Source organism: Kitasatospora sp. NE20-6 (genome assembly GCF_045862635.1).
This window is the reverse complement of sequence record NZ_BPRL01000003.1, coordinates 372,346-393,742: the sequence shown is the minus strand read 5'-3', so window position 1 is coordinate 393,742 and position 21,397 is coordinate 372,346. Positions and strand designations below refer to the sequence as shown.

At 75.9% G+C, this 21,397-nt stretch carries 20 protein-coding genes; 6 read left to right on the top strand and 14 right to left on the bottom strand.

What is annotated here, in order from left to right; translation table 11 throughout:
* Nucleotides 1-40: 40 nt before the first annotated feature.
* The 3 genes from galU to SNE206_RS04015 all read right to left on the bottom strand — a co-directional run bounded on the left by galU (nt 41) and on the right by SNE206_RS04015 (nt 2,466).
* Entirely contained in the window at nt 41-955 is a 915-nt protein-coding gene (gene galU / locus SNE206_RS04025) for a UTP--glucose-1-phosphate uridylyltransferase GalU (protein WP_407911929.1), read from the bottom strand.
* Nucleotides 956-1,025: 70 nt separating this feature from the next.
* On the bottom strand, nt 1,026-1,652 hold the full coding sequence (locus SNE206_RS04020) for a TetR family transcriptional regulator (RefSeq protein ID WP_405015347.1): 627 nt from the start codon (nt 1,650-1,652) through the stop codon (nt 1,026-1,028).
* A gap of 160 nt (nt 1,653-1,812) precedes the next feature.
* On the bottom strand, nt 1,813-2,466 hold the full coding sequence (locus tag SNE206_RS04015) for a ScbR family autoregulator-binding transcription factor (RefSeq protein WP_407911928.1): 654 nt from the start codon (nt 2,464-2,466) through the stop codon (nt 1,813-1,815).
* Nucleotides 2,467-2,631: 165 nt separating this feature from the next.
* Between SNE206_RS04015 and SNE206_RS04010 the strand changes: the two genes are divergently transcribed.
* The 3 genes from SNE206_RS04010 to SNE206_RS04000 are packed head-to-tail and all read left to right on the top strand — an operon-like array spanning nt 2,632 to nt 5,379.
* Nucleotides 2,632-3,594, top strand: a complete 963-nt coding sequence (locus SNE206_RS04010) for a ScbA/BarX family gamma-butyrolactone biosynthesis protein (protein WP_407911927.1) — start codon at nt 2,632-2,634, stop codon at nt 3,592-3,594.
* A gap of 38 nt (nt 3,595-3,632) precedes the next feature.
* Complete coding sequence (locus tag SNE206_RS04005; RefSeq protein ID WP_407911926.1) at nt 3,633-4,571, top strand: NAD-dependent epimerase/dehydratase family protein; 939 nt, start codon at nt 3,633-3,635, stop codon at nt 4,569-4,571.
* Between the two features lie 37 nt (nt 4,572-4,608).
* Nucleotides 4,609-5,379: an SDR family NAD(P)-dependent oxidoreductase gene (locus tag SNE206_RS04000; RefSeq protein WP_407911925.1), complete on the top strand. Its 771-nt coding sequence runs from the start codon at nt 4,609-4,611 to the stop codon at nt 5,377-5,379.
* 50 nt (nt 5,380-5,429) lie between these two features.
* On the opposite strand, the gene aceB is transcribed toward SNE206_RS04000, so the two are convergent.
* The gene (gene aceB, locus SNE206_RS03995; protein WP_407911924.1) at nt 5,430-7,082 is read right to left on the bottom strand and encodes a malate synthase A; all 1,653 of its coding nucleotides are present in this window, start codon (nt 7,080-7,082) and stop codon (nt 5,430-5,432) included.
* Between the two features lie 189 nt (nt 7,083-7,271).
* Here aceB and SNE206_RS03990 point away from each other — a divergent pair, with 189 nt between their 5' ends.
* Nucleotides 7,272-8,060, top strand: coding sequence for an IclR family transcriptional regulator (locus tag SNE206_RS03990; protein ID WP_407911923.1), 789 nt, complete (start codon nt 7,272-7,274; stop codon nt 8,058-8,060).
* 49 nt (nt 8,061-8,109) lie between these two features.
* Here SNE206_RS03990 and SNE206_RS03985 read toward each other — a convergent pair whose 3' ends face one another.
* The gene (locus SNE206_RS03985; RefSeq protein ID WP_407911922.1) at nt 8,110-8,421 is read right to left on the bottom strand and encodes an antibiotic biosynthesis monooxygenase; all 312 of its coding nucleotides are present in this window, start codon (nt 8,419-8,421) and stop codon (nt 8,110-8,112) included.
* Nucleotides 8,422-8,699: 278 nt separating this feature from the next.
* Between SNE206_RS03985 and SNE206_RS03980 the strand changes: the two genes are divergently transcribed.
* A complete protein-coding gene (locus SNE206_RS03980; protein ID WP_407911921.1) occupies nt 8,700-9,029 on the top strand; it encodes a MoaF-related domain-containing protein in 330 nt (109 codons plus the stop codon).
* Here SNE206_RS03980 and SNE206_RS03975 read toward each other — a convergent pair.
* The 9 genes from SNE206_RS03975 to SNE206_RS03935 all read right to left on the bottom strand — a co-directional run bounded on the left by SNE206_RS03975 (nt 9,022) and on the right by SNE206_RS03935 (nt 20,274).
* Complete coding sequence (locus SNE206_RS03975) at nt 9,022-10,209, bottom strand: alpha/beta hydrolase (RefSeq protein ID WP_407911920.1); 1,188 nt, start codon at nt 10,207-10,209, stop codon at nt 9,022-9,024. The genes SNE206_RS03980 and SNE206_RS03975 overlap by 8 nt on opposite strands.
* Before the next feature lie 271 nt (nt 10,210-10,480).
* Nucleotides 10,481-11,347, bottom strand: coding sequence for a universal stress protein (locus SNE206_RS03970; RefSeq protein WP_407911919.1), 867 nt, complete (start codon nt 11,345-11,347; stop codon nt 10,481-10,483).
* Between the two features lie 168 nt (nt 11,348-11,515).
* On the bottom strand, nt 11,516-12,370 hold the full coding sequence (locus SNE206_RS03965; protein WP_407911918.1) for a phosphotriesterase: 855 nt from the start codon (nt 12,368-12,370) through the stop codon (nt 11,516-11,518).
* Entirely contained in the window at nt 12,367-12,864 is a 498-nt protein-coding gene (locus SNE206_RS03960) for a carboxymuconolactone decarboxylase family protein (RefSeq protein WP_407911917.1), read from the bottom strand. Before SNE206_RS03960 ends, SNE206_RS03965 begins: the two co-directional genes overlap by 4 nt.
* A gap of 1 nt (nt 12,865) precedes the next feature.
* Nucleotides 12,866-13,435, bottom strand: a complete 570-nt coding sequence (locus tag SNE206_RS03955; protein WP_407911916.1) for a DUF4865 family protein — start codon at nt 13,433-13,435, stop codon at nt 12,866-12,868.
* 11 nt (nt 13,436-13,446) lie between these two features.
* Entirely contained in the window at nt 13,447-14,004 is a 558-nt protein-coding gene (locus SNE206_RS03950) for a TetR/AcrR family transcriptional regulator (protein WP_407911915.1), read from the bottom strand.
* A gap of 126 nt (nt 14,005-14,130) precedes the next feature.
* Nucleotides 14,131-16,266 (bottom strand): MMPL family transporter, encoded by a 2,136-nt coding sequence (locus tag SNE206_RS03945; RefSeq protein ID WP_407911914.1) that lies wholly within the window; start codon nt 16,264-16,266, stop codon nt 14,131-14,133.
* Nucleotides 16,267-16,300: 34 nt separating this feature from the next.
* Nucleotides 16,301-19,702, bottom strand: a complete 3,402-nt coding sequence (locus SNE206_RS03940; protein ID WP_407911913.1) for a BTAD domain-containing putative transcriptional regulator — start codon at nt 19,700-19,702, stop codon at nt 16,301-16,303.
* Between the two features lie 137 nt (nt 19,703-19,839).
* On the bottom strand, nt 19,840-20,274 hold the full coding sequence (locus SNE206_RS03935; protein ID WP_407911912.1) for a group III truncated hemoglobin: 435 nt from the start codon (nt 20,272-20,274) through the stop codon (nt 19,840-19,842).
* A 109-nt stretch (nt 20,275-20,383) separates the two neighbouring features.
* On the opposite strand from SNE206_RS03935, the gene SNE206_RS03930 reads away from it, so the two are divergent.
* Nucleotides 20,384-21,373: an aldo/keto reductase gene (locus SNE206_RS03930; RefSeq protein ID WP_407911911.1), complete on the top strand. Its 990-nt coding sequence runs from the start codon at nt 20,384-20,386 to the stop codon at nt 21,371-21,373.
* The last annotated feature ends 24 nt before the right edge of the window (nt 21,374-21,397 follow it).

The following is a 21,397-nucleotide window of genomic DNA, read 5'->3' as shown; positions in this document are numbered from 1 at the left end:
CACTGTGCAACCGCTGCCCGTCCGCGGTTGCACACCGGGCTCAGCCCCCGACGGACTGCGGACTCCGCAGCTCGCTCTCGACGAACTCCCGCAGCCAGGAACGGAAGTCCTCGCCCAGGTCGGTCCGCTCGCAGGCCAGCCGCACCGTCGTGCGCAGGTACTCGGCGCGGTCGCCGGTGTCGTAGCGGCGCCCCTCGAAGACCACGCCGCGCACCTCGCCGCACCGGGCCAGCTCCCGCAGGGCGTCGGTGAGCTGGATCTCGCCGCCGCGCCCGGGGGCCGTGCGCTGCAGCACCCCGAAGATCTCCGGCGCGAGCACGTAGCGGCCGATGACGGCGTAACCGCTGGGCGCCGTACCGGGATCGGGCTTCTCGACCAGGTCGACCACCCGCACCAGGCCGTCCGGCCCGGCCGGGCGCACGTCGGCGCAGCCGTAGAGGTGGATGCGGTCGGCCGGCACCTCGATCAGGGCGACCACGCTGCCGCCGTACCGCGCCTGCACCTCCACCATGCGGGCGAGCAGCGGGTCGCGGGGGTCGATGAGGTCGTCGCCGAGCAGCACCGCGAAGGGCTCGTCGCCGACGTGCGAGGCGGCGCACAGCACCGCGTGGCCCAGGCCGCGGGGATCGCCCTGGCGCACGTAGTGCACGTCGGCGAGGTCGGTGGAGGCGCAGACCTGCGCGAGGCGCTCGGTGTCGCCCTTGCGCAGGAGCATGTCCTCCAGCTCGTAGTTGCGGTCGAAGTGGTCCTCCAGCGGCCGCTTGTTGCGGCCGGTGACCATGAGGACGTCGAGCAGGCCGGCCGAGACGGCCTCCTCGACGACGTACTGGATGGCCGGTTTGTCGACGACCGGGAGCATCTCCTTGGGCGTCGACTTGGTGGCGGGCAGGAAGCGGGTGCCGAGTCCGGCGACGGGGATGACGGCCTTGTTCAGGCGGGTCGGGTTCGTCTGCATGGCGGCCACAGTAGCCATGCACGGCAAGGGAGTTGAAGCCCTTGTCGAACGCCTCGGGACGGCCCGATGCTCAGTCGGCGAGGCCCTCGACACGGAGCTTCGGGAGCACCCCGGGCGCCGCGATCCCGGGCAGCGCCGTACGCCAGAAGCGCGCGGTCAGCTCGGCCCTGCGGTAGGCGCCCGCGTGCCGCCGGTAGGCCAGCTCGACGCCCACCACGAGGAGTTCGACCATCGCCTCGATCGCCGGGAGGTCCGCCTCCGGGCGCAGGCTGCGGTCGGCCCGGGCCTGCCGCAGCAGCACCCGCACCGCGGGTTCCCAGGCACCGTGCCAGTCGAGCGCCACGGGGCCGCCGCGCTCGCGTTCCCGGGCCAGGCGCACGGCCGCGCGGGCCAGCGCGTCGTCGCCCTCCAGCAGTCGGCCGAGGGCGTGCGTCACCTCGATCACCGTCTGGAGCGGGGTGCGGCCGGCCCGGGCCGCGACGCCGACGGCGCACCGCGCCTCGGCGTAGCCCTCGTCCTCGACCGCGTTGGCGAGCTGGGCCTTGGAGTCGAAGTGGAAGGAGAGCGCCCCCTTGCTCACCCGGGCCGCGTCGCTGACGGCCGAGAGGGACGTGCGCTCGTAGCCGTCCCGGTCGAAGAGTCCGGCGGCGGCCCTGACCAGAGCCCGCCGCGTCTGCACGGCCCGCACCTGCTTCACCAACGCCGCCTCCCGCGAGCAGCACGTCCCCACGGACGGATTCCAAGACCCGTCGTGGGCAAAATTCTGTCCCATCGACCGGCTCGCGGCGAGCAAGAAACCGTATGAGCGGTTTGTTTCATGGAGATGAAGCCGCCCGGAACCGGGCGGCGGGGCGGGGTCAGCCGGCGATCCGGCGGCCGGCGGAGCGTTCGAAGTCGCGGACCACCCGGGCGCCCCGGTCCTCGGCGGTGTCGAGGTGCGGCAGCACACCGGGCACCGCGATGCCGGGCAGCACGTGCGACCAGAAGGTGGCCACCCTGCGCTCCAGGTCGGCCCGGCGGGTCATGCGCTGCGACAGCAGCTGGATGCCCGTCCAGGCGCCCACCACGAGCTCCGCGGCGGCCTCCGGCTCGACGTGCGGCAGCACCTCGCCCTGCGCCTTCGCCTCGGCCACCAGACCGGCGCAGAGCTCGACCCAGGCGGGGAACGGCCCGCCGCCGAAGTCGCCGGCCTGCTCGACCGCGAGCCGCACACCGCCGCGCAGCAGCGGGTCACCCGGCAGCCGGTGCGCGACCGCCATCGTCACGTCCACCAGTTCCTGCAGCTTGAACGCCTGCGGCAGCACCGCGCCCTGCAGCAGCTGGGCGTCGAGGACGCCCCGGGCGAGCTCCTCCTTGGAGGTGAAGTGGAAGTAGAGCGCCCCCTTGGTCACCTCGGCCCGGGCCAGGATCTGCGCGATCGTGGCGCTCTCGTAGCCGCACTCGTCGAAGACGGCGGCAGCCGCCGCGAGGATGGTCCGCCGCGTGCGGATCGCCCGTTCCTGTTGAGCCACTGGGGGTCCTGCCTTTCCGTTCGCACCATGGTGCCCGCCCGGAGGTGGGGGTTCCGCTCCGGGTCCAAGCCGCTCCCGTGGGAGCACTAGAAACCAAACCGTACATGCCGTATCTTTTTTCGAGCCAGAGCTGTGCGTCACTCACGTCCACCCCTGGGGGTATCCATGTCGCAGTCCACAGCGTCGACCACGCTCCGCCGACCGCACACCGGGACCGGGCCCACCGACCCGGCCGCACCCGAATCCGGCCCGCTCACCACCACCGTGCCACGGCAGTTCGTCCACCGCGCCGCCGTCGCCGAGGTCCTCCTCACCGGCTGGCAGCGCAGAGACGAGCACCGCTTCACCGTCTCCGCCCAGTGGCCCCGGGCCCACACCTTCTTCACCCCGCTCCGCGACTCCCTGCACGATCCTCTGCTCGTCGCCGAGACGATACGCCAGACCGGCGCCCTGCTCGCCCATGCCGAGTACGGCGTGCCGCTGGACCGGCACTTCCTCCTCTGGCAGCTCGACTACACCGCCCACGAGGAGCACCTCGCGGTCGGCCCCGCCCCCGCCGAACTCACCCTCGACGTCACCACCGAGGTGCAGCACCGCGCCGGCCGGCTCGCCGCCATGCACTACCGCGTCCAGGTGCGGCGCGGCGACGCCGTCCTCGCCACCGGCTCCGCGCAGTACACCTGCACCACGCCCGGGGTCTACGACCGGCTGCGCGGCGACCGCCGCGGCGCCGTCCCGTCCGAGACCCCGCCGGCCCCCGTGCCGGCCCGGTACGTCGGCCGCACCGACCCGCGCGACGTGGTGCTCGCCCCCACCGACCGGTCCGGGGTGTGGCAGCTCCGCTACGACCCGCACCACCCCGTGCTCTTCGACCACCCGTGCGACCACGTCCCGGGCATGGTGCTGCTGGAGGCCTCCCGCCAGGCGGCCCGCGCCGCACTCGGCTCGCCTCGCTTCCTGCCGGTGAGCGCACTCAGCGTCTTCGGCCGGTACGCCGAGTTCGACAGCCCCTGCCTGATCGGCACCAGCGTCCTCCCGGCCGACCGCCCCGGCACCGCCATCGTCAACGTGACCGGGCACCAGGACGGCCACGAGGTCTTCAACACCCTGCTCACGGCGCTGGTCTGAGACCGCCGACGCGACCCGGCCGGACCGGCGGGACTCCCATGCCAGCACGCATCCTGATCACCGGGGCCACCGGCTTCGTCGGCAGCCGGGTGGCCGCCGCCGCCCGCCGCTCCGCCCCGCACGCCACGCTCCTGCTCCTCTCCCGGCACCACCCCGGCCCCGGAGGCGCCACCCCCGCCCCCGGCAGCCGGACGGTGCACGGCGACCTGGCCGACCCCGCCACCCTGGCGGGAGCCTGCCGCGGCGCCGACGTGCTCCTGCACTGCGCCTCGCGGATCGGCGGACCGGAGGCCGGCCTCGCCGCCGTCAACGACCGCGGCACGGCCGCCCTGGTCGCGGACGCCCGGCGGCACGGCGTCGGGCGGATCGTGCTGGTGTCCACGGCGGCCGTGCACGGCCGGGGACCGTTCCGCGGCATCGCCCCGCACCGGGCGCCGCTCGCCCCGTCCTCGGCGACCAGCCGCACCCGGGCCGCCGCCGAGCGGCACGTCCTCGCCGCCGGCGGCACCGTGCTGCGGCCCCACCTGGTGTACGGCGCGGGCGACCGCTGGTTCGTCCCCGGGCTGGCCGCCCTGCACCGGAGGCTGGCCGCCGACCCCGCGGGCTGGGACGCCCTGCTCTCGCTCGTCGACGTCCGCGACCTCGCGGAGGCCGCCGTCGGGGCGGCCCTCGGCCCGGTGCCGCTGCCGGGCGCGCACTTCGTCAACCACCCCGAGCCGGTGCGGTGCTCCGAGATCGTGGCGGCGCTGGCCGACCGGCTCGGGCTGCGCCGGCACCGCTCCCGCATCGGACTCGCGGAGGCCCGCGACCGGCTCGCCGGCGACCCCGTCGGCCTGCACGCCCTCGAACGCCTCACCACCGACCACTGGTTCGACGACGGCGCGGTGTGGCGGCTGACCGGCCGCGACCCCGGGCCGGGTTTCGCCGCCCGCTTCGCCGACCACCTCTCCTGGTACCGGCAGCACGTCCCCTGCTGACGGTCCCGGCCCCCGGCCCCTTCCCCCAAGGAGCGCGATGAGCACCGCACCCGGCATGCTGCACGGCAAGGTCGCCCTCGTCACCGGCGCCAGCAGCGGCATCGGCGCCGCCGCCGCCCGGGTGTTCGCCCGTGAGGGCGCCCGGCTCGTGCTCACCGCACGGCGCGCCGAGCGGCTCCACGACCTCGCCGCCGTACTCCGCGAGGACGGCGCCGAGGTCACCCACCTGGCCGCCGACGTCCGCGACCCGGCGGCCGCCCGCGCCGTGGTCGCGCTCGCCGTGGAGCGCTTCGGCCGGCTCGACGCGGCCTTCAACAACGCCGGGTACGGCACGGGCCGCACCCCCCTGCACCTGATGGCCGACGAGGTCTACGACGCCGTGGTCGACACCAACCTGCGCGGGGTCTGGAACTTCCTGCGCCCCGAGATCGCGGCCATGCTCACCGCCGGCGGCGGTGCGATCGTCAACACCAGCAGCACCGGCGGCCTGGTCGCCACCCCGGTCGCCGCGCCCTACGTCGCGTCCAAGCACGCCGTGATCGGGCTGACGAAGGCTGCCGCGGCGGAGTACGGCGCGCACGGCATCCGGGTCAACGCGATCGCGCCGGGCATCACCGGCACCGAGATGGTGACCGACTGGTTCGCCGCCAACCCGGGGGTGGAGGAGGCCCTCCACCGTGCCACCCCGCAGCCGCGGACGGCCCGCCCGGAGGAGGTCGCCGAGGCGGCGGCCTGGCTGTGCAGCGACCGCTCGTCCTTCGTCACCGGGGCGACGCTCGCGGTGGACGGCGGCTTCACCGCACTCTGACCGGCCTCCTCCGGCGGCCGCCGGGCGGGGCCGCGGCGGCCGGCGCGGTGTCAGTCGAGCAGGGGCAGCGCGGGCAGGGTGAGGAAGTCGACGAACTCCTCGGCCAGCGCGACCTGTTCGAAGAGGCGGGCGGCCTCGGGCCAGCGTCCGGCGGCGAAGGCGGCCTCGCCGGTCTCGGCCTCCAGCTCGGCGAGCTCCTCCGCGACGAGCCGGCGCACGAGGCCGGCGGTGGCCTTCTCCCCGGTGTCGGCGAGGACGACGCCGTTGTTGATCCACTGCCAGGTCTGCGAGCGGGAGATCTCGGCGGTGGCGGCGTCCTCCATCATGTGGAAGATCGCGACGGCACCGATGCCGCGCAGCCACGCCTCGATGTAGCGGATGCCGACCTGCACGGCGTTGTGCAGACCGGCCCGGGTGCAGGTGCCGCCCGCCCCCGCGACGTCGAGGAGGTCGGCGGCCGTGACCGGCTCGGCGGAGCCGGGCGCGTCCTTCTGGTGCGGGCGGTCGCCGAGCACGGCGTCGAAGCAGGCCCTGGCGACGGGCACCAGGTCGGGGTGCGCGACCCACGACCCGTCGAAGCCTCCCGCCGCCTCGCGCCGCTTGTCGGCCTCGACCTTCTCCAGGGCGGCGGCGTTGACCGCGGCGTCCCGCCGGGACGGGACGAACGCGGCCATGCCGCCGATGGCGTGGGCGCCGCGCCGGTGGCAGGTGCGCACGAGCAGGCGGGTGTAGGCGGCCATGAACGGCGAGGCCATGGTGACGGTGTTGCGGTCCGGCAGGATGTAGTGCTCACCGGCGTCGCGGAAGTTCTTGACGATGGAGAAGAGGTAGTCCCAGCGGCCCGCGTTGAGGCCGGCCGCGTGGTCGCGCAGTTCGTACAGGATCTCGTCCATCTCGAAGGCGGCCGTGACGGTCTCGATGAGCACGGTGGCCCGCACGGTGCCGTACGGGATGCCGAGGGCCGCCTGCGCGTGGGTGAAGACGTCGTTCCAGAGCCGGGCCTCCAGGTGGCTCTCGGTCTTCGGCAGGTAGAAGTACGGCCCGGAGTTGGGGTCGTCGGCGCCGCGGGCGAGCAGTCGGGCCGCGTTGTGGAAGAAGTACAGGCCGAAGTCGACGAAGGCGCCGGCGACGGGGGTGCCGTCGACGAGCAGGTGGTTCTCGTCGAGGTGCCAGCCGCGGGGGCGGACGACGACGGTGGCGAGCCCGGCGGCGGGCCCGAGGGTGTAGGCCTTGCCGGCCTCCGAGGTGAAGTCGATGCGGCCCTCGAAGGCGTCGACCAGGTTGATCTGGCCGCCGACGACGTTCTCCCAGGTGGGCGAGGAGGCGTCCTCGAAGTCGGCGAGCCAGATGCGGGCGCCGGAGTTGAGGGCGTTGACGACCATCTTGCGGTCGGTGGGGCCGGTGATCTCGACGCGGCGGTCCCGGAGGGCGCGGGGGGCCTCGGCGACCGTCCAGTCGCCGGCCCGGACGTCCGCGGTCTCCGGGAGGAAGTCGAGGGTGCCGGTCGCGGCGATCTCCGCGCGGCGGGTCTTCCGTCGGGCGAGGAGTTCCTGGCGGCGGCCTTCGAAGGCGCGGTGCAGCCCGACGACGAACGCGACGGCCTCCGGGGTGAGCACCTCCTCGGCGCGGGCGACGCGCGGACCGGCGACAGTGACGACCGGGGCGGCGGGGACGGCGCCGACGGGCCCCTGATCTGCAGCCATGGGCAGGACACTCCTTGGACGGTCGGGCCGGTGCGGGGGCCCCGACGGGGACTCCCGGGATGCGGACCCCCGAGTGGAGGGTTCCGTTCTGTAGGGTGGAGCCTAGTTTCCGCGATGCAGAATTTCAACGGTTTGTTGAGGCGATCGCCGAGCTCCGCTCCTCCCCACGACACAGCGAAGGGAACGCCGGTGGCCAGCACCCCTGCAGACCGGACAGGCGCCGACCGCTCCGGCGGCGTGCAGTCCGTCGAGCGCGCCTTCCTGCTGCTGGAGGCGCTCGCCGACGCCGGTGGCGTCGCCGCGCTCAGCGAGCTGTCCGCCAGCTCCGGCCTGCCGATGCCGACCATCCACCGTCTCATCCGTACCCTCGTGCAGCAGGGATATGTCCGGCAGGACACGGCCCGCCGCTACACCCTCGGCCCGCGCCTGATCCGGCTCGGCGAGACCGCCGGCCGCCTCCTCGGCAGCTGGGCCCGCCCCTACCTGGCCGAACTCATGGAGGCCACCGGCGAGACCGCCAACCTCGCCGTGCTGGAGGGCGGCGAGGTCGTCTACGTCGGCCAGGTGCAGTCACGCCGCTCCATGCGGATGTTCACCGAGGTCGGCCGGCGCGTGCAGCCGCACTGCACCGGCGTCGGCAAGGCCCTGCTCGCCCAGCTGCCCGAGGACGAGGCCCGGGCGGTGCTCGGCACCCAGCCGCTCCAGGCCCACACGCCCCACACCCTGACCGACCCCGCCGAACTCCTGCGCCACCTCGCCGCCGCCCGCGCCGCGGGCTACGTGGTCGACGACCAGGAGCAGGAGATCGGCGTGCGCTGCATCGCCGTCGCCGTGCCCGGCGCACCGGCCCCGGCCGCGCTCTCCGTCTCCGGCCCTGAGGCCCGGATCAGGGCGCTGGAGGGCCAGGCCGGCCAGGCCGCCCTGGTGCCGGTGATGCAGGAGATCGCCGCCCGCCTCGGCCAGGTGCTCGCCCCCTGAACCGGCGGACCGGCCCGCGCCGCACCCGCCCGCGGGCCGGGGCCCGCGCTCACTGCAGGGTGAACTCGCCGGTCTGCGCCACCGCCACCACGTACACCGCGAGCTCCGGCTCCGTGCCGACCTTCCGGAAGAGCGCCGGCGCCGCCGGCCGCCCCGGCGCACTGCGGACCGCCTCCAGGGCGGCCATGTCACGCCACAGGCTCTGCACCCGCCAGCGGCCGCCGGGCCCGTGCAGCAGCTCGGTGCGGACGAGCCCCTCGGGCAGCGGGCCCGCCACCAGCTCGCGGTACAGGGCCACCAGTTCGGCCTCACGCTCCGGCGCGACGACGGCGCCGACCTCACTCAGAACCAGCTCGGTCATGGCTCACCTCCGAATCTCCAACGTACGCCGGGAGCGGTCGGCACGCAGCCGCCGGACGCCCGCACCGGCGGCGACCCGCCGTGACGGGGCCCGCACACCGCGCGAGCACGCCGCGGGCCGCCCGCACGGACCCGACGGGCCGTCAGGACGGACGGCACCGGCGCCCCGCGGCCGCGTACCGCCGTCCGGGTGGGGAACGATCACCCCGTCCGCTAGGTTGAACGGGTGCGGCCGCCCGGGCCGCACCCGCCCGTCGAGCCTCCGAGGAACCGACCGAGATGACCGCGCCCCTGCCTGGCTTCGCCGGCCACACCTACCTCTTCCAGGTCGACAACGGCGCGGCCTTCCGCAACACGTACGCGGCCGACGGCACCCGGCTGCGCTGGGAGGGCCTCGGCGAGTCCGCCGGGCAGTACGAGGACGTCGCCCTGCACGTCGCCCAGGTCGGCCCGCAGGTCTGGTTCGTCAGCTGGACGGAGCAGAGCGGCATCACCGTCAGTCACGTGATGGACCTCGCCGCCCTCACCGTGCGGGTCTTCTGGACGTACGAGGGCGAGGGCGGCCGGGTCGGCGAGCTGCACAGCGGCGTGCTGGAGCAGCTCAGCTGACCGGGACCATCCCGCCGGCGGCCACGGCGTCCGGCGCCGCGCCGGTGTCGCCCTCGGAGAGGTGCGCGGACATCCACTCCAGCGAGGGCGCGAGCAGCTGCGTCCAGGTGCGGAAGTTGTGGCCGCCCTGCGGCACCCAGGCGGTGTTCGCCGTCATCGGGGCCCGCACGGCCTGCTGGAAGGCCTCCGTGCCCTGCCGGTAGCCGCCGTCGCCCGCCTGGCTGCCCGCCAGGAGCACGGAGATCCGCGGCTGCGGCAGGTGCTGCAGCCGCCACATCAGGTCGGCCTCGTTGCGGCGCTGCGCGCTGCCCCGGAAGAGGTCGCCCGTCGTGGCGTCCTCCGCGGCCTTGTAGTAACCGGACATCGCAACCGCGGTCGGGAACACCTCGGGGTGGCGCATGGCCATCTTCAGCGCGCAGTAGCCGCCGGTCGAGTTGCCCATCACCGCCCAGCCGGAGGGCGAGGGCGTCACCCGGTAGCTGGCCGCCACGACCGCGGGCACGTCCCGGGTGAAGTACGTCTCCGAGGGCGCCCCGCCGGGGACGTCCTCGCACTCGGTGTCGGCGGGCATCGCCGGCGAGGGCCGCATCAGCACGAGCACGGTCGGCCGCATCCGCCCGGCCTGCATCGACTGGAGTGCTGCCGCGGGGTAGTTGAGCCGGGTGATGAGGTTCTTGGCGTCCCCGGGGAAGCCGGTCATCACGACCGCGGCCGGGAACCGCCGCTGCGCGTGCGCGGGCTGGAAGTACTGCGGGGGCAGGTAGACGTAGGCGTCGGTGGCCAGCCCGGAGACCGAGCCGGTGATCCGTACGGACTGCACCTGGCCGATCTGCTCGGGGCCGCCGCTGCCGCCCTGCACCTGCTCGTGGCCCAGCAGTTCGGCCTTCACGACCGGCCGGGCCGTCGGCCGGTCGTCGGCGGCCGCCTGCACGCTCACCGGGCCGGTGTCGCCGGTGCCCAGCAGGTCGTCCCAACTGCTGTAGAAGGCGAAGTAGTTGTTGGCGACCAGGCCGATCGCGCAGAGCACCGCGACCTGACACGTCAGCAGGGTGGTGATCCGTCCGAGCACCGCCGGCCAGGTCGGCCGGGAGAGCCGCGGCCACCACACGACGGTCGCCGCCAGGATGAGGACGGCGACGGCGACCGCGATCGCCAGGACCGTCCCGCTGGTGAGTCCCATTCCCCTGCCACTCTCCGTAGATCCCCGCGCACCGCGCCGGCCGGCGTCCGTCCGACGGCCTCCCCGTGAACGCACGCGCAACGGCGGGCTGCCGGTTGCACCCCGGGGCGGGCGGCTCCCGGCGCGCCGCACCGAAGCCGTGCATGCCGACGGACAAGTATGCACGTCCGCGCGGGTGCGGCCGACCTCCGCGCCCGTGGCGGTGACTCAGATCACCTGCGGGACCGACCCCGGAGCCGGGCGGTTGACGCGGCGGCGGCGCGGCGGCGGATCAGCCGAGCGGCACGACCGCCACCGGACAGTACGCGTGGTGCAGCACCGCGTGCACCGCGGTGCCGAGCCGCAGGCCGAAGTGCGGGGCCGGCTGCCGCCGGGAGACCACGAGCAGGGCGGCCTTGCGGGACGCCTCGACCAGGGTGCCCGCGGTCGCGCCGTGCTCCTGCCGGGCCTCGAACACCACGTCGGGGAACTCCTCGCGGATCGGGTCGCAGGTGTGGCGCAGCAGCTGCTCGTGCAGGCGGGCCTCCTCGCCGATCTCGTCGACCATCGGCGCCATGTGGCCGACGTCCGCGACCACCGGCGACCAGGTGTGCAGGGCGTGCACCGGCAGGCCGGTCAGCTCGCCGGTGCGGAGCGCGAACCGCAGGGTGCCGCCGTCGTGTTCGTCACGGACCGCGACCAGCACGTGGCTGCCGACCTGCGGGGCGCCGCGGACGACGACCACCGGGCAGCTCGCGTGCGCGGCGACCCGCAGGCTGACGGAGCCGAGCAGCAGGGAGGCGAACCCGCCGTGGCCGCGGGTGCCGACGACGGCGAGTTCGGCGTGCTCGGCGGCGGTGAGCACGGCCTCGGCCGCGTCCCGCGGGACGACGTCGCCGGTGAGGCGCAGGGTCGGGTGGGAGGCCCGGACCTTGCCGAGCGCGTCCGCCAGGACGGCGTCTGCGTCGTGCAGGATCAGGTCGGTGACGGCCGAGCTCGTGCGGGGCGAGAGGGTCACCGTGCCGGTGTTGACCGCGTGCACCAGGTGCAGTGCACAGCCGCGGCGGACGGCCTCCTGGGCGGCCCAGTCGGCCGCGGCCGCGGCGTGCGCCGACCCGTCGACGCCGACGACGACACCTGCGGGGGATCTGCTGTTCATGGCCGGCTCCCGTGCTGCCTCGCCCCGGCACGGCCTCCCGGGCCGTGCGGCGGGGCCCCTGGGGCGTGCCCGGGCACCACGGACGGACGTCCGCGCTGCGGCACGCCTCCAGTTACCAGGATGCCTCTTCGGCGGCCGGCGGGCGCACTTCTGCCGCGGCGGCCCGGGTCACCAGGCGAAGGTGGCGGCCGGATTGGCGGTCAGCACCCGGTGGGCGAGGTCCGGGCCGAGACGGGGCCGCAGGCGGCGCAGCAGGTAGGACATGCCGGGGTTGCCGCGGGCGGCGGCCGTGGTGGTGTCGCCGCCGAGCAGGAGGCGGTCGGCGTGCCCGGCGTCGGCGAGCGCGTGCAGGCCGTCGACGAGCCGGTGGTCGGTGGCGTGGTGGGCGAGGGAGGGCCCGTCGAAGGCGAGGTAGGCGCCGGTGGCGGCGAGCTCGCGGTGCAGGCCGGGGTCGGGGAAGCGGTTGAGGTGGCCGAGGACGACGCGGTGCGGGGGCACGCCGAGGGTGTCGCAGAGGAGTTCGAGGACGTCCTGCGCGCCGGTGCCGAGTTCGTGGTGGACGGCGACGGGCGCGCCGGTGGCGTGGTGCGCCTCGGCGGCGGCGGCCATCGTCCACCGGGCGTGCGCGTCCAGGCCGTGGTAGCCGCCGGCGACCTTGACCAGGCCCGCGCCGGCGCGGAGTTCGGCGGTGAAGAGTTCGGCGAGCGGGAGCCGGGCGAGGCTGTCCGGGTCGGCGTAGTGGGCGGCCTGGTGGAGGCCGGTGGCGGAGACGATGTGCACGCCGGTGGCCTTCGACAGCGCGGGCAGGTCGGCGCGGCGGCGCCCGAGGCCGTACGGCGTCCACTGGACGACGGCGCGGCCGCCGAGCGCGGCGAAGGCCCGGAGTTCCTGCTCGGCGGCGGCGGGGTCGTCGAGCTCACGGCCGGGGAGCAGGGCGCTGCGCAGGAAGAGGTGGTCGTGGGCGTCGGTGACGCCGAGCTCCCCGGGCGGCACGGGCCCGAGCACGGTGCGGACGGCGGTCACGGTGTGCCGGCCTCGGCGCCCGCGGCCGTGTCCGCAGCCGTGTCCGCGCCCGTGCCCGTACCCGGGTCCGTGCCCGCCTCGGCGAGGGCCGCGGTGGCCACCCGCAGGGCGGCGAGTGCCTTGGGCACCCCGATGTACGGGGCGAGGTGCACGAAGCTCTCGGTGATCTGCTGTCCGGTGAGGCCGAGGCGCAGGCCGCTGCGGACGTGCCCGTGGAGTTGCGGGTCGACGCCGCCGAGGGCGGCGAGCGCGGCGAGGGTGAGGAGCTGGCGGTCGCGGAGTTCGAGGCCGGGGCGCTGGTAGGTGCCGCCGAAGAGGCTGGTGACGATCCAGTCGGGGAAGCCGGGGGCGATCTCCTCCAGGCCGGGGAGGGTGGCCTCCTGGGTGGGGGCGTCCACGAGCGTCCCGAGGACCCGCCGGCCGGCGGCCCGGTCGAGGACGGCGGGGGTGAGGCGGGCGGCGTCGAAGGTGCGGGCGGGGGCGGGACCGGTCATGTCAGGCCTCTGCGGGGAGGAGGTGGAACCCGGGACGGGAGAGGTGCAGCACCCGGAAGGTGTCGGGGCGGGGCGCGGGCGGGCCGTCGGCCCACAGCTCGAACACGGCGATCTCCCAGCGGTCCGGGTCGAGGGCGACGGCCGCGGAGTGCAGGCCCGGCGCGTCACCGAGGGCGCCGGCGGCCCGGGCGATCTCCTCGCCGGGGTCGGCGCCGGCGGTCAGCGGGCGCAGGGTGCGGGTGGCGGTGCGGGGCGTCGCGTCGGCGGCCGGGCCGGTGCGGAAGGCGGTGCCGAGCCAGTGGCGGACGGCGGGCCGGCCGAAGTCGGCGCTGAGTCCGCGGAATCCGGCGCCGCCGAGGAAGTCCGCCATGCCCTCGGCGGTGTGCCAGAGGTAGAACGGCGCGTACTGGTTGACGGGCGAGCCGTCCCTGCCGCGCTCGCGGACGAGGTACGCCTTGAGACCGAGCCCGGGGAGGTCGTCGGTGCGGTGGCCGTTGACGGCGACCCGGCGGTGGACGATCGCCATGTCGTAGTCGGCGGGCAGGGTGACGGCGTACTGCATGGCCTGCATCGGGCGTCTCCTCAGGGGGTGCGGAGCAGGGCGAGGGCGCCGCGGACGGCCCGGTCGAAGGGCTCGGGCGAGCCGGCGGCGCGGGCGAGGACGTACCCGCCCTGGACGACGGCGACGATCGCGGCGGCGGTGTCGGCCGGGTCGGGGCCGTCGGCGAGCTCGCCCGCGGCGCGGCCCTCGGCGACGATCCCGGCGATCCGTCCGCGCAGCCAGGCGAAGGTCTCCTCAACCGGTGCCCGCAGCCGCGGGTCGGCGACGACGTCCGGGTCCTGCGCCATGCGGCCGATCCGGCAGCCGCGCAGCACGTCGCGCTCGCGCCCCAGGTAGGCGGCGATCCGCTCGTACGCGGTGCCGGGGGCGCCGAGGCGCTCCTCGGCGAGGGCGCGGAGCTGCTCGGCGCTGCGGCGCAGGGCGGCGGCGGCGAGGTCGGGCTTGCCGTCGAAGTGGTGGTACATGCTGCCCTGTCCGGCGCCGGCGTGCTGCTGGATGGCCCGCGGGCTGGTGCCGGTGTAGCCGCGTTCCCAGAGGAGTTCCTGGGTGCTCTCGACGAGTCGGTCCTGGGTGCTCACGCGCCTCACTGTACATACCAGTAGGTACAGAATCCAGTGCGGCAGGCACGGGCCGGGGGCCGTCCCCGGTCGGGAACGGCCCCCCTCTGCTCGACGGCCCTGGTCGGCGGCCCTGCGCGGCGCGGCTCAGGCCGGGACGCGCTCCGGGGCGGGCGACGCGGCCGGCACGGCGACGGCGTGCGCGCCGCCGAACCGCGGCAGCAGCCGGTCCAGCCAGCCGGGCAGCCACCAGTTGAGGCGGCCCAGCAGGGTCATCGTGGCGGGCACCAGCACCAGCCGGACGACCGTCGCGTCGACCAGCACCGCGACCGCCATGCCGACGCCCATCATCTTGACGGTGATGTCCGGGTCGATCGCGAAGCCCGTGAACACCGCCACCATGATGGCCGCCGCGCTGCTGATGACCCGGCCGGTCGCCGACAGGCCCCGCACCACCGAGCCGCGGGCGTCCCCGGTCGCCAGCCAGTCCTCGCGCACCCGGTCCAGCAGGAAGACCTCGTAGTCCATGGAGAGGCCGAAGAGCACCGTGAACATCAGGATCGGCACCCAGCTGGAGACCGGCACCGCGTGCGGCAGCCCCAGCGCCTGCGCGCCCGCGTCGGACTGGAAGACCGCCGTCGTCACCCCGTACGCGGCCGCCACCGACAGCAGGTTCATCGCGGCCGCCTTCACCGCGATCACCGGGGCCCGGAAGAGCACGGTCAGCAGGACGAGCGACAGCGCGACCACCACCGGCACCACCAGCCAGAGCCGGGAGGCCAGCCGGTCGGATATGTCCGAGAAGGCGGCGACCGTGCCGGTCACCTCGGCGCCCGCGGGCAGCACCCCGGCCCGTACGGCCTTCAACAGCCGTGCGGTGCGGGCGTCCTGCGGGCCGGTGGTGGGCGTCACGGTGACGACGGCGGCGTCGCCGGCCCGGTTGACCAGCGGCGGCGCGACCGCCGCGACACCCGGCTCGGCCTTCAACGACGCCACGATCCCCGGCAGTTCGGCCTGCGGGATCCGGCGCAGGTCCACCGCGACCACCAACGGCCCGTTGGCGCCCGGCCCGTAGGCCGCCGCCGTCAGGTCGTACGCCTTGCGGGTGGTGTTCGACGCGGACTGGCTGCCCGCGTCCTGCGGCCAGGTGCGCATGCCCAGCACCGGGGCCGCCAGGGCCAGCAGCAGCACCAGCGAGCCGACCGCGGCCGCCACCGGACGGCGGCCGATCAGCCCGGCCCACCGCTCGGTGCGGGTCGGGCCGCGCTCCGGCCGGACCCGCGGCCCGCGCCGCTCGGCACGGCGCAGCAGCCGGTCGCCGGCCAGCGAGCACAGCGCCGGCACGAGCGTCAGCGCCGCCACCATCACGGCACCGACCACGGCGAACGTCGCGTAGCCGAACGAGGAGTACGTCGGCAGGCCGGCCAGCTTCAGCCCGAACAGCGCGACCAGCACGGTCGATCCGGCCACCACCACGGACGCACCGGCGGTGGCCGTCGCCTCGGCGGCCGCCTCGTGCTTGTCCAGCCCCTTGCGCAGGCCCTCGACATGGCGGCTCACCAGCAGCAGCGCGTAGTCGATGCCGACGCCGAGGCCGACCATGGAGGCCACCGTCGGCGCGGTCGGGCTGATGTCGGTGACGGCCGCCAGCAGGGAGGTCAGCGCGGTGCCGAGGCCGAGACCGGCGAGTGCCACCACCAGCGGGAGCCCCGCGGAGACCAGCGTGCCGAGCGCGACGACGAGGATGACCAGCGCGGCGCCCACCCCGATCATCTCGGCGACGCCGTCCGGCGCGGTGAAGTTCTCCGGCAGCTGGCCGCCGTACTCGACCTGCAGGCCGGCCCGTTCGGCCGGGCTCCCGGCGGTGCGCAGCGCGTCCAGTCCCTCGGAGCCCTCGAAGTCCGTGACGGGCACGGAGTAGGAGACCGCCAGCAGCGCGGTGTCGCCGCGTGCCGACAGCACGGGCGGGGCCACCGCGGACACCCCGGGGAGGGCGGCGAGCCGGGTGTGCAGCGCGTCCAGCTCGGCGGCGGGCACCGGGGCGCCGTGCCGGTCGTGGACGACGACCCGGGCGCTCGCCCCGGACATCTCGGGGAAGCGCGCGGTCAGCAGGTCGCTGCCGGCGGTGGAGCGGGTGCCCGGCACCCGGTAGTCGTCGCGCGGGGTGCCGCCGAACGCGGCGGCGAGGCCCAGGGCGACGGCGAGCAGCAGCGCCCAGGCGAGCACGGTGCGCCAGGGCCGGGCGGCGGATGCGCCGCCCAGTCGGGCGAGCAGGGAGGACATGTCGGGCCTTTCGGCAGCGGTGATCGTTGCCCGCTCAGCCTGCGGGGCCGCGCTTGGAGACCACTTGGCGCCCGGCCGCGGCCCCGCCGTCCGGGAGCCCGTCCAGGGCGGCGCACGCCTCGGCCTCCCAGTGCGGGGCCTCCCAGCGGCGGGCCGTCGCGGCGGCGTCGGCGAAGTGCCGGGCGGCCTCCCCGGTGCGGCCGAGCAGCCGGGCGAGCTCGCCGAGCGCGAGGTCGACCGGGCGCAGCGCGATCGAGGTCGAGGCGGTGCCGGCCACCGTGCCGCGCAGCGGCAGGAGTTCGGTGATCAGGTCGGCGGCCTCGGCGTGCTCCTCCAGTGCGACGACGGCCAGCGCCCGCACGGTGAGGAAGAAGGAGCGGTAGTAGTCGGGCTGGACGGGCGTCCGCACGGCCCGTACGGCACGTGCCTCCTCGGTGCGGCCCTGCGCGGCCAGCGCGAGCGCCTCCGCGTCCGCGACGAGCGGGCCGTGCACGGCGCCGAGGGCGCGGATCCGGGCGAGCTGCCCGCCGATCCGGCCCTCCTGGACGGCCAGGGTGATCTCGGTGAGCGCGCCGAAGCTCTCGGCGTGCACGGAACCGCGGGCCCGCAGGCCGGCGACGGCCCGCCCGTAGAGCTCGGCGGCCAGGTCGGTGCGGCCGGCGGTGATCGCGAGCATGCCCCGGTGGCAGAGGCCGACGTCCTGGAGCTCGCGCAGCGCGTAGCGTCCGGCGAGGTCGGCGGCCTCGGCGAGGTGGCCCCGCAGCGCGGGCAGGTCGCCGCGGACGGCGGCGCCGGTGGCCTGCAGCTGCTCGGCCTGCCAGCGGTAGGCGGGCAGGTCGTGGCGGCGGGCGAGCGCGGCGAGTTCGCGGGCGATCCCGGCGCGTGCGGGGGCGGCGAGTTCGAGGTCGCAGATGCGGGCGCTCGCGGCGAGGGCCAGCGCCAGCAGGCGCGGGTCGCCCTCGGCGCGGGCGAGGGCGACGGCCTCCGCGGCGGCGGCGACGCCGACCGGCTCGCCGGAGCAGTTGCACTCCAGGGTGAGGGCGTCGAGCAGCCGGCAGCGGGTGGCCGGGGTGAGTCCGGGGCGGGCGAGCAGCCGTTGCAGGGTCTCGACGGCCTGCACGTCGAACGTGCCGTAGGGGTGCGTCACCCACGGGGTGGGCTCCGTCCACGCCGTCCAGGCCTCGATCAGCAGGTCCTCGCGGCCGGTCTCCTCGGCGAGGGCGACGGCCCGGCCGCGGGTGGCGGTGGCCGCGGCGATCTCGCCGGAGCGCACCTGGGCCCGGAGGAGCGCGCCGAGCAGGGCGATCCGGCGGGCGGGGCGGTCGCGGGGGCCGCCGGGGTCCTCGGGTACGCGGTCGAGGTTGTCCAGGGCCTGCCGGAGGAGGTCGGCGCAGGTCTCGTGGGCGTAGCGGCGCTCGGCGGCCTCGGCGGCGCGGACGCACGCGTCGACGGCGCGCTCGGCGGTGGCGGAGGACGCGGCGTTCGTCCAGTGGTGGGCGAGCGCGGCGAGCCGGTCGGGGCGCAGCGCGCCCAGCGCCTCGGCGTACCGGCCGTGCAGGCGGGCCCGGCGCAGGCCGCCGAGGTCGGCGTACAGGGTGTCGCGGACGAGGGCGTGCGCGAAGCGGACGGTGCCCGGCCGCCGTTCGGTGAGCAGACCGACGACGACGGCCGCCTCCAGCGCGTCGAGGAGGTCCTCCTCGGTGCCGTCGGAGGCGTGCAGCAGCAGGTCGACGTCGGCGTCCCGGCCGGCCACCGCCGCCAGCCGCAGCACCTCGACGGTGGCGGCCGGCAGCCGGTCGAAGCGCCACCTCAGCACGTCCCGGACGCCCTGGGGCACCTCCTGGGCGGCGGCGCGCGGGCCTTCGGCCGCCAGCAGCCGGGCGATCTCCCCGAGGTAGAACGGGTTGCCGCCGGTGCGTTCGGCGAGCGCGTGGACGGTCTCCGGGGCGACGCGCCTGCCGCAGACCCTGCCGATCAGCTCGCCGGCCTCGGCCTCGTCCAGGCCGCCGAGCGGGATGCGGTGCGGGGAGCGGCGGGCGAGGACGCCGAGCAGCCCGGTCAGGTCGCCCTCGCCGGGGCGGTGGGCGAGCACCAGCAGCAGGCGCCCGGGCCCGGCGGCGGCGGCGAGCTCGGCGAGGAGGTCCCTGGTCTCGGGGTCCGCGGCGTGCAGGTCGTCCAGGAAGACGGCGACCCGTGACTGCCGGGACACCGCCGTGATCCAGTCGACGACGGCCCGGTGCAGCCGGAACCGGCCGGTGAGGGCGTCCCGGCGGCGGGTGGGGTCGTCCTCGTCGAGCAGCGGGGCGAGTTCGGCGGCGGTCGCGGCGTCCGGGGGCGCCTGGTGGGCGAGTTCGCGCAGCGCCTCGGTCCAGGCCCACGCGGGCGGCGCGCCCTCCGTCTCGGGGCAGCGCCCGGAGGCCACCAGCCAGCCGGCCCGGCGCAGCCGGTGCCACTCGCGGTCGAGCAGGGTGGACTTGCCCGCGCCGGCCTCACCGCTGACGAGCACGACCGTCCGGGCGCGGTCGGTGTCGGCCGCCTCGCGCAGCAGCCGCTCCTCGGTCTGCCGGCCGACGAACGGCGCGTCCGACGGGCCGTTGCCGCATCCGCCGGGATCTGGCGTCCGCGGCAGCGCGGGGGGCGGGGTGGGCACCGCGAGCAGGTCGGTGCGCTGCTGGAGGATCGCCGCCTCCAGCTCGGCGAGCGCGGGGCCGGGGTCCAGGCCGAGTTCGGCGGTGAGCACGGCGCGGGCGCGGCGCAGCGCGTCCAGGGCGTCGGCCTGCCGTCCGGTGCCCCACAGGGCGCGGGCCAGCAGCCGCCAGCCCTCCTCGCGCAGCGGGTGTTCCTCGGTGAGGGCGCGGGCGGCCGGCACGGCGTCCGCGCAGCGCGCCTCGGCGACGGCCAGTGCGACGGCCGACTCCCTTGCAGCGGTGCGGAGTTCGCCGAGCCGGGCGATCTCGGCGGCGGCCCACGGCTCGTCGGCGAACTCGGCGTACGGACCGCCCCGCCAGAGCGCGAGGGCATCCTCGAACATCCGGGCGACGGACCGGCCGGTCTCCTCCCGCAGCTGCTGCGCGTACGGGACGAGCCCGTGCGCGTCCCGGAGGAGCCCCTCGAACTCCCACGCGTCGACGGCGGGGACGGGGAACACCGCGGCATAGCCGGGCGCCGCGCTGACGATCCGCTCGGCGGGCTCCCGCGGGGCCCGCCCCGGTTCGAGGGTGCGGCGCAGGTTGGAGACGTACGCCTGGAGCGAGGCGGCGGCCTTGGCCGGCGGCCGGCCCCGCCACAGGTCGTCGATCAGCAGGTCGACCGGCACGACGGCGCCGTGGGCCACCAGCAGCCGGGCGAGCACCCCGCGCTGGCGCGGCCCGCCCAGTCCGGCCCCGACCCCCGCCACCTGCGCCGTGAGCGCACCCAGCACCGTTATCCGCACCATGGTGCGACGAGCCTATGCGATGCCCGGCGGCATGTTCCAAGCCGCTTCCAAGCCGCTTCCGCACCCGTCCCGGGGCCGGGGCCCGGGACCGCGGCGCCGCACGGCTGCTCGGTGCACGGACGGCCGGGCCGGGCGGTTCAGCCCCGCAGCAGTACGGCCGCGAGCGGCACGAAGCCGCCCTCGCCGCCGCCGGTGCCGCCGTCGGTGAGGCGGCCGAGCATGGCACGGGCGATCCGCTCGCCCTGCGCCTTGGCGCGTTCGGCCACCGGCCCGGCGTACAGGCCGTCGACGGCGGCCCGCCAGAGCTGCACCCAGCGGCCGAAGTGCGCGGCGGTCAGCGGCCGCCGCCGGTGCAGGCCGAGGTGCGGCGCGAAGGCGTTGCGGCGGTAGTCGCCGCTGCGCAGCAGGGCGCCCTCCCAGAAGTCGGTGATGTGCGGGAGGTGCGCCTCCAGGTCGAGCCGGGCGACCTCGGTGAAGAACGGGCCGATCAGCGGGTCGGCGAACGCGGCGGCGTAGAAGCGGCGGAGCAGGGGCTCCAGGTCGGCGCGGGCGGCGATGTCGGGGTGCGGCACCGGGTCTCCTCTCCTCCACGGGGCGGTGCACCCCAGGCTACGCGCCGGTAGCGGCCCGGGGCAGGGACCTTCGTCCCGGCAACCGCTCTCCACCTGGCAGGATGCCGGTATGACCTACATCCCCTCCGACGACCGCTACGCGTCGATGACCTACCGCCGGGCCGGCCGCAGCGGCGTGCAGCTGCCCGCCGTCTCGCTGGGCCTGTGGCACAACTTCGGCGACACCCAGCCGCTCGACGTCCAGCGCGCGGTGCTGCGCCGGGCGTTCGACCGCGGCATCACCCACTTCGACCTGGCGAACAACTACGGCCCGCCGTACGGCAGTGCGGAGCGCAACTTCGGCTACCTCTTCGCGCAGGACTTCAAGCCGTACCGCGACGAGCTGTTCATCGCCTCCAAGGCGGGCTACGACATGTGGCCGGGCCCGTACGGCGACGGCGGCTCGCGCAAGTACCTGCTGGCCAGCCTCGACCAGTCGCTGGGCCGGATGGGCCTCGACTACGTCGACGTCTTCTACTCGCACCGCTACGACCCCACGACTCCGCTGGAGGAGACGATGGGGGCGCTGGACTCCGCGGTGCGCTCCGGCAGGGCGCTGTACGCGGGCATCTCCAACTACCCGGCGGAGCAGCACCGGGAGGCCGTGGAGATCCTGCGCGGCCTCGGCACGCCGGTGCTGATGAACCAGATCAGCTACTCGATCCTCAACCGCACGCCGGAGGACGGGCTGCTCGACGCGGTCGGCGAGACGCAGACCAGCCTGATCGCCTTCTCGCCGCTGGCGCAGGGCCTGCTGACGGACCGCTACCTGAGCGGCGAGGTGCCCGCCGGTTCGCGGATGTCGGTCGGCCACTTCCTCAAGGAGGAGTCGCTGAGCGGGCAGAAGCTGGAGCAGCTGCGCGCGCTGAACAAGGTCGCCGAGCAGCGCGGCCAGACCCTGGCCCAGCTGGCGCTCTCGTGGGTGCTGCGGGACGAGCGGGTCGTGTCGGTGATCATCGGCGCGTCCAGCGTCGGCCAGCTCGACCAGAACATCGACGCGCTGAACGGCGGCCCGCTGACCGCCGAGGAGCTCGCCGAGATCGACCGCCTCAGCCGTTGAAGAGCAGGCACGGCCGGCCTGCGC

Excerpts from the sequence above, each read along its gene's own strand:
- SNE206_RS03970 (WP_407911919.1), bottom strand. The coding sequence starts at position 11,347 with ATGAACAGCAGATCCCCCGCAGGTGTCGTCGTCGGCGTCGACGGGTCG.
- SNE206_RS04000 (WP_407911925.1), top strand. The coding sequence starts at position 4,609 with ATGAGCACCGCACCCGGCATGCTGCACGGCAAGGTCGCCCTCGTCACC.
- SNE206_RS04010 (WP_407911927.1), top strand. The coding sequence starts at position 2,632 with ATGTCGCAGTCCACAGCGTCGACCACGCTCCGCCGACCGCACACCGGG.
- SNE206_RS03960 (WP_407911917.1), bottom strand. The coding sequence starts at position 12,864 with ATGACCGGTCCCGCCCCCGCCCGCACCTTCGACGCCGCCCGCCTCACC.
- SNE206_RS03945 (WP_407911914.1), bottom strand. The coding sequence starts at position 16,266 with ATGTCCTCCCTGCTCGCCCGACTGGGCGGCGCATCCGCCGCCCGGCCC.
- SNE206_RS04005 (WP_407911926.1), top strand. The coding sequence starts at position 3,633 with ATGCCAGCACGCATCCTGATCACCGGGGCCACCGGCTTCGTCGGCAGC.
- galU (WP_407911929.1), bottom strand. The coding sequence starts at position 955 with ATGCAGACGAACCCGACCCGCCTGAACAAGGCCGTCATCCCCGTCGCC.
- SNE206_RS03930 (WP_407911911.1), top strand. The coding sequence starts at position 20,384 with ATGACCTACATCCCCTCCGACGACCGCTACGCGTCGATGACCTACCGC.
- SNE206_RS03955 (WP_407911916.1), bottom strand. The coding sequence starts at position 13,435 with ATGCAGGCCATGCAGTACGCCGTCACCCTGCCCGCCGACTACGACATG.
- SNE206_RS03985 (WP_407911922.1), bottom strand. The coding sequence starts at position 8,421 with ATGACCGAGCTGGTTCTGAGTGAGGTCGGCGCCGTCGTCGCGCCGGAG.
- SNE206_RS03975 (WP_407911920.1), bottom strand. The coding sequence starts at position 10,209 with ATGGGACTCACCAGCGGGACGGTCCTGGCGATCGCGGTCGCCGTCGCC.
- aceB (WP_407911924.1), bottom strand. The coding sequence starts at position 7,082 with ATGGCTGCAGATCAGGGGCCCGTCGGCGCCGTCCCCGCCGCCCCGGTC.
- SNE206_RS03940 (WP_407911913.1), bottom strand. The coding sequence starts at position 19,702 with ATGGTGCGGATAACGGTGCTGGGTGCGCTCACGGCGCAGGTGGCGGGG.
- SNE206_RS03980 (WP_407911921.1), top strand. The coding sequence starts at position 8,700 with ATGACCGCGCCCCTGCCTGGCTTCGCCGGCCACACCTACCTCTTCCAG.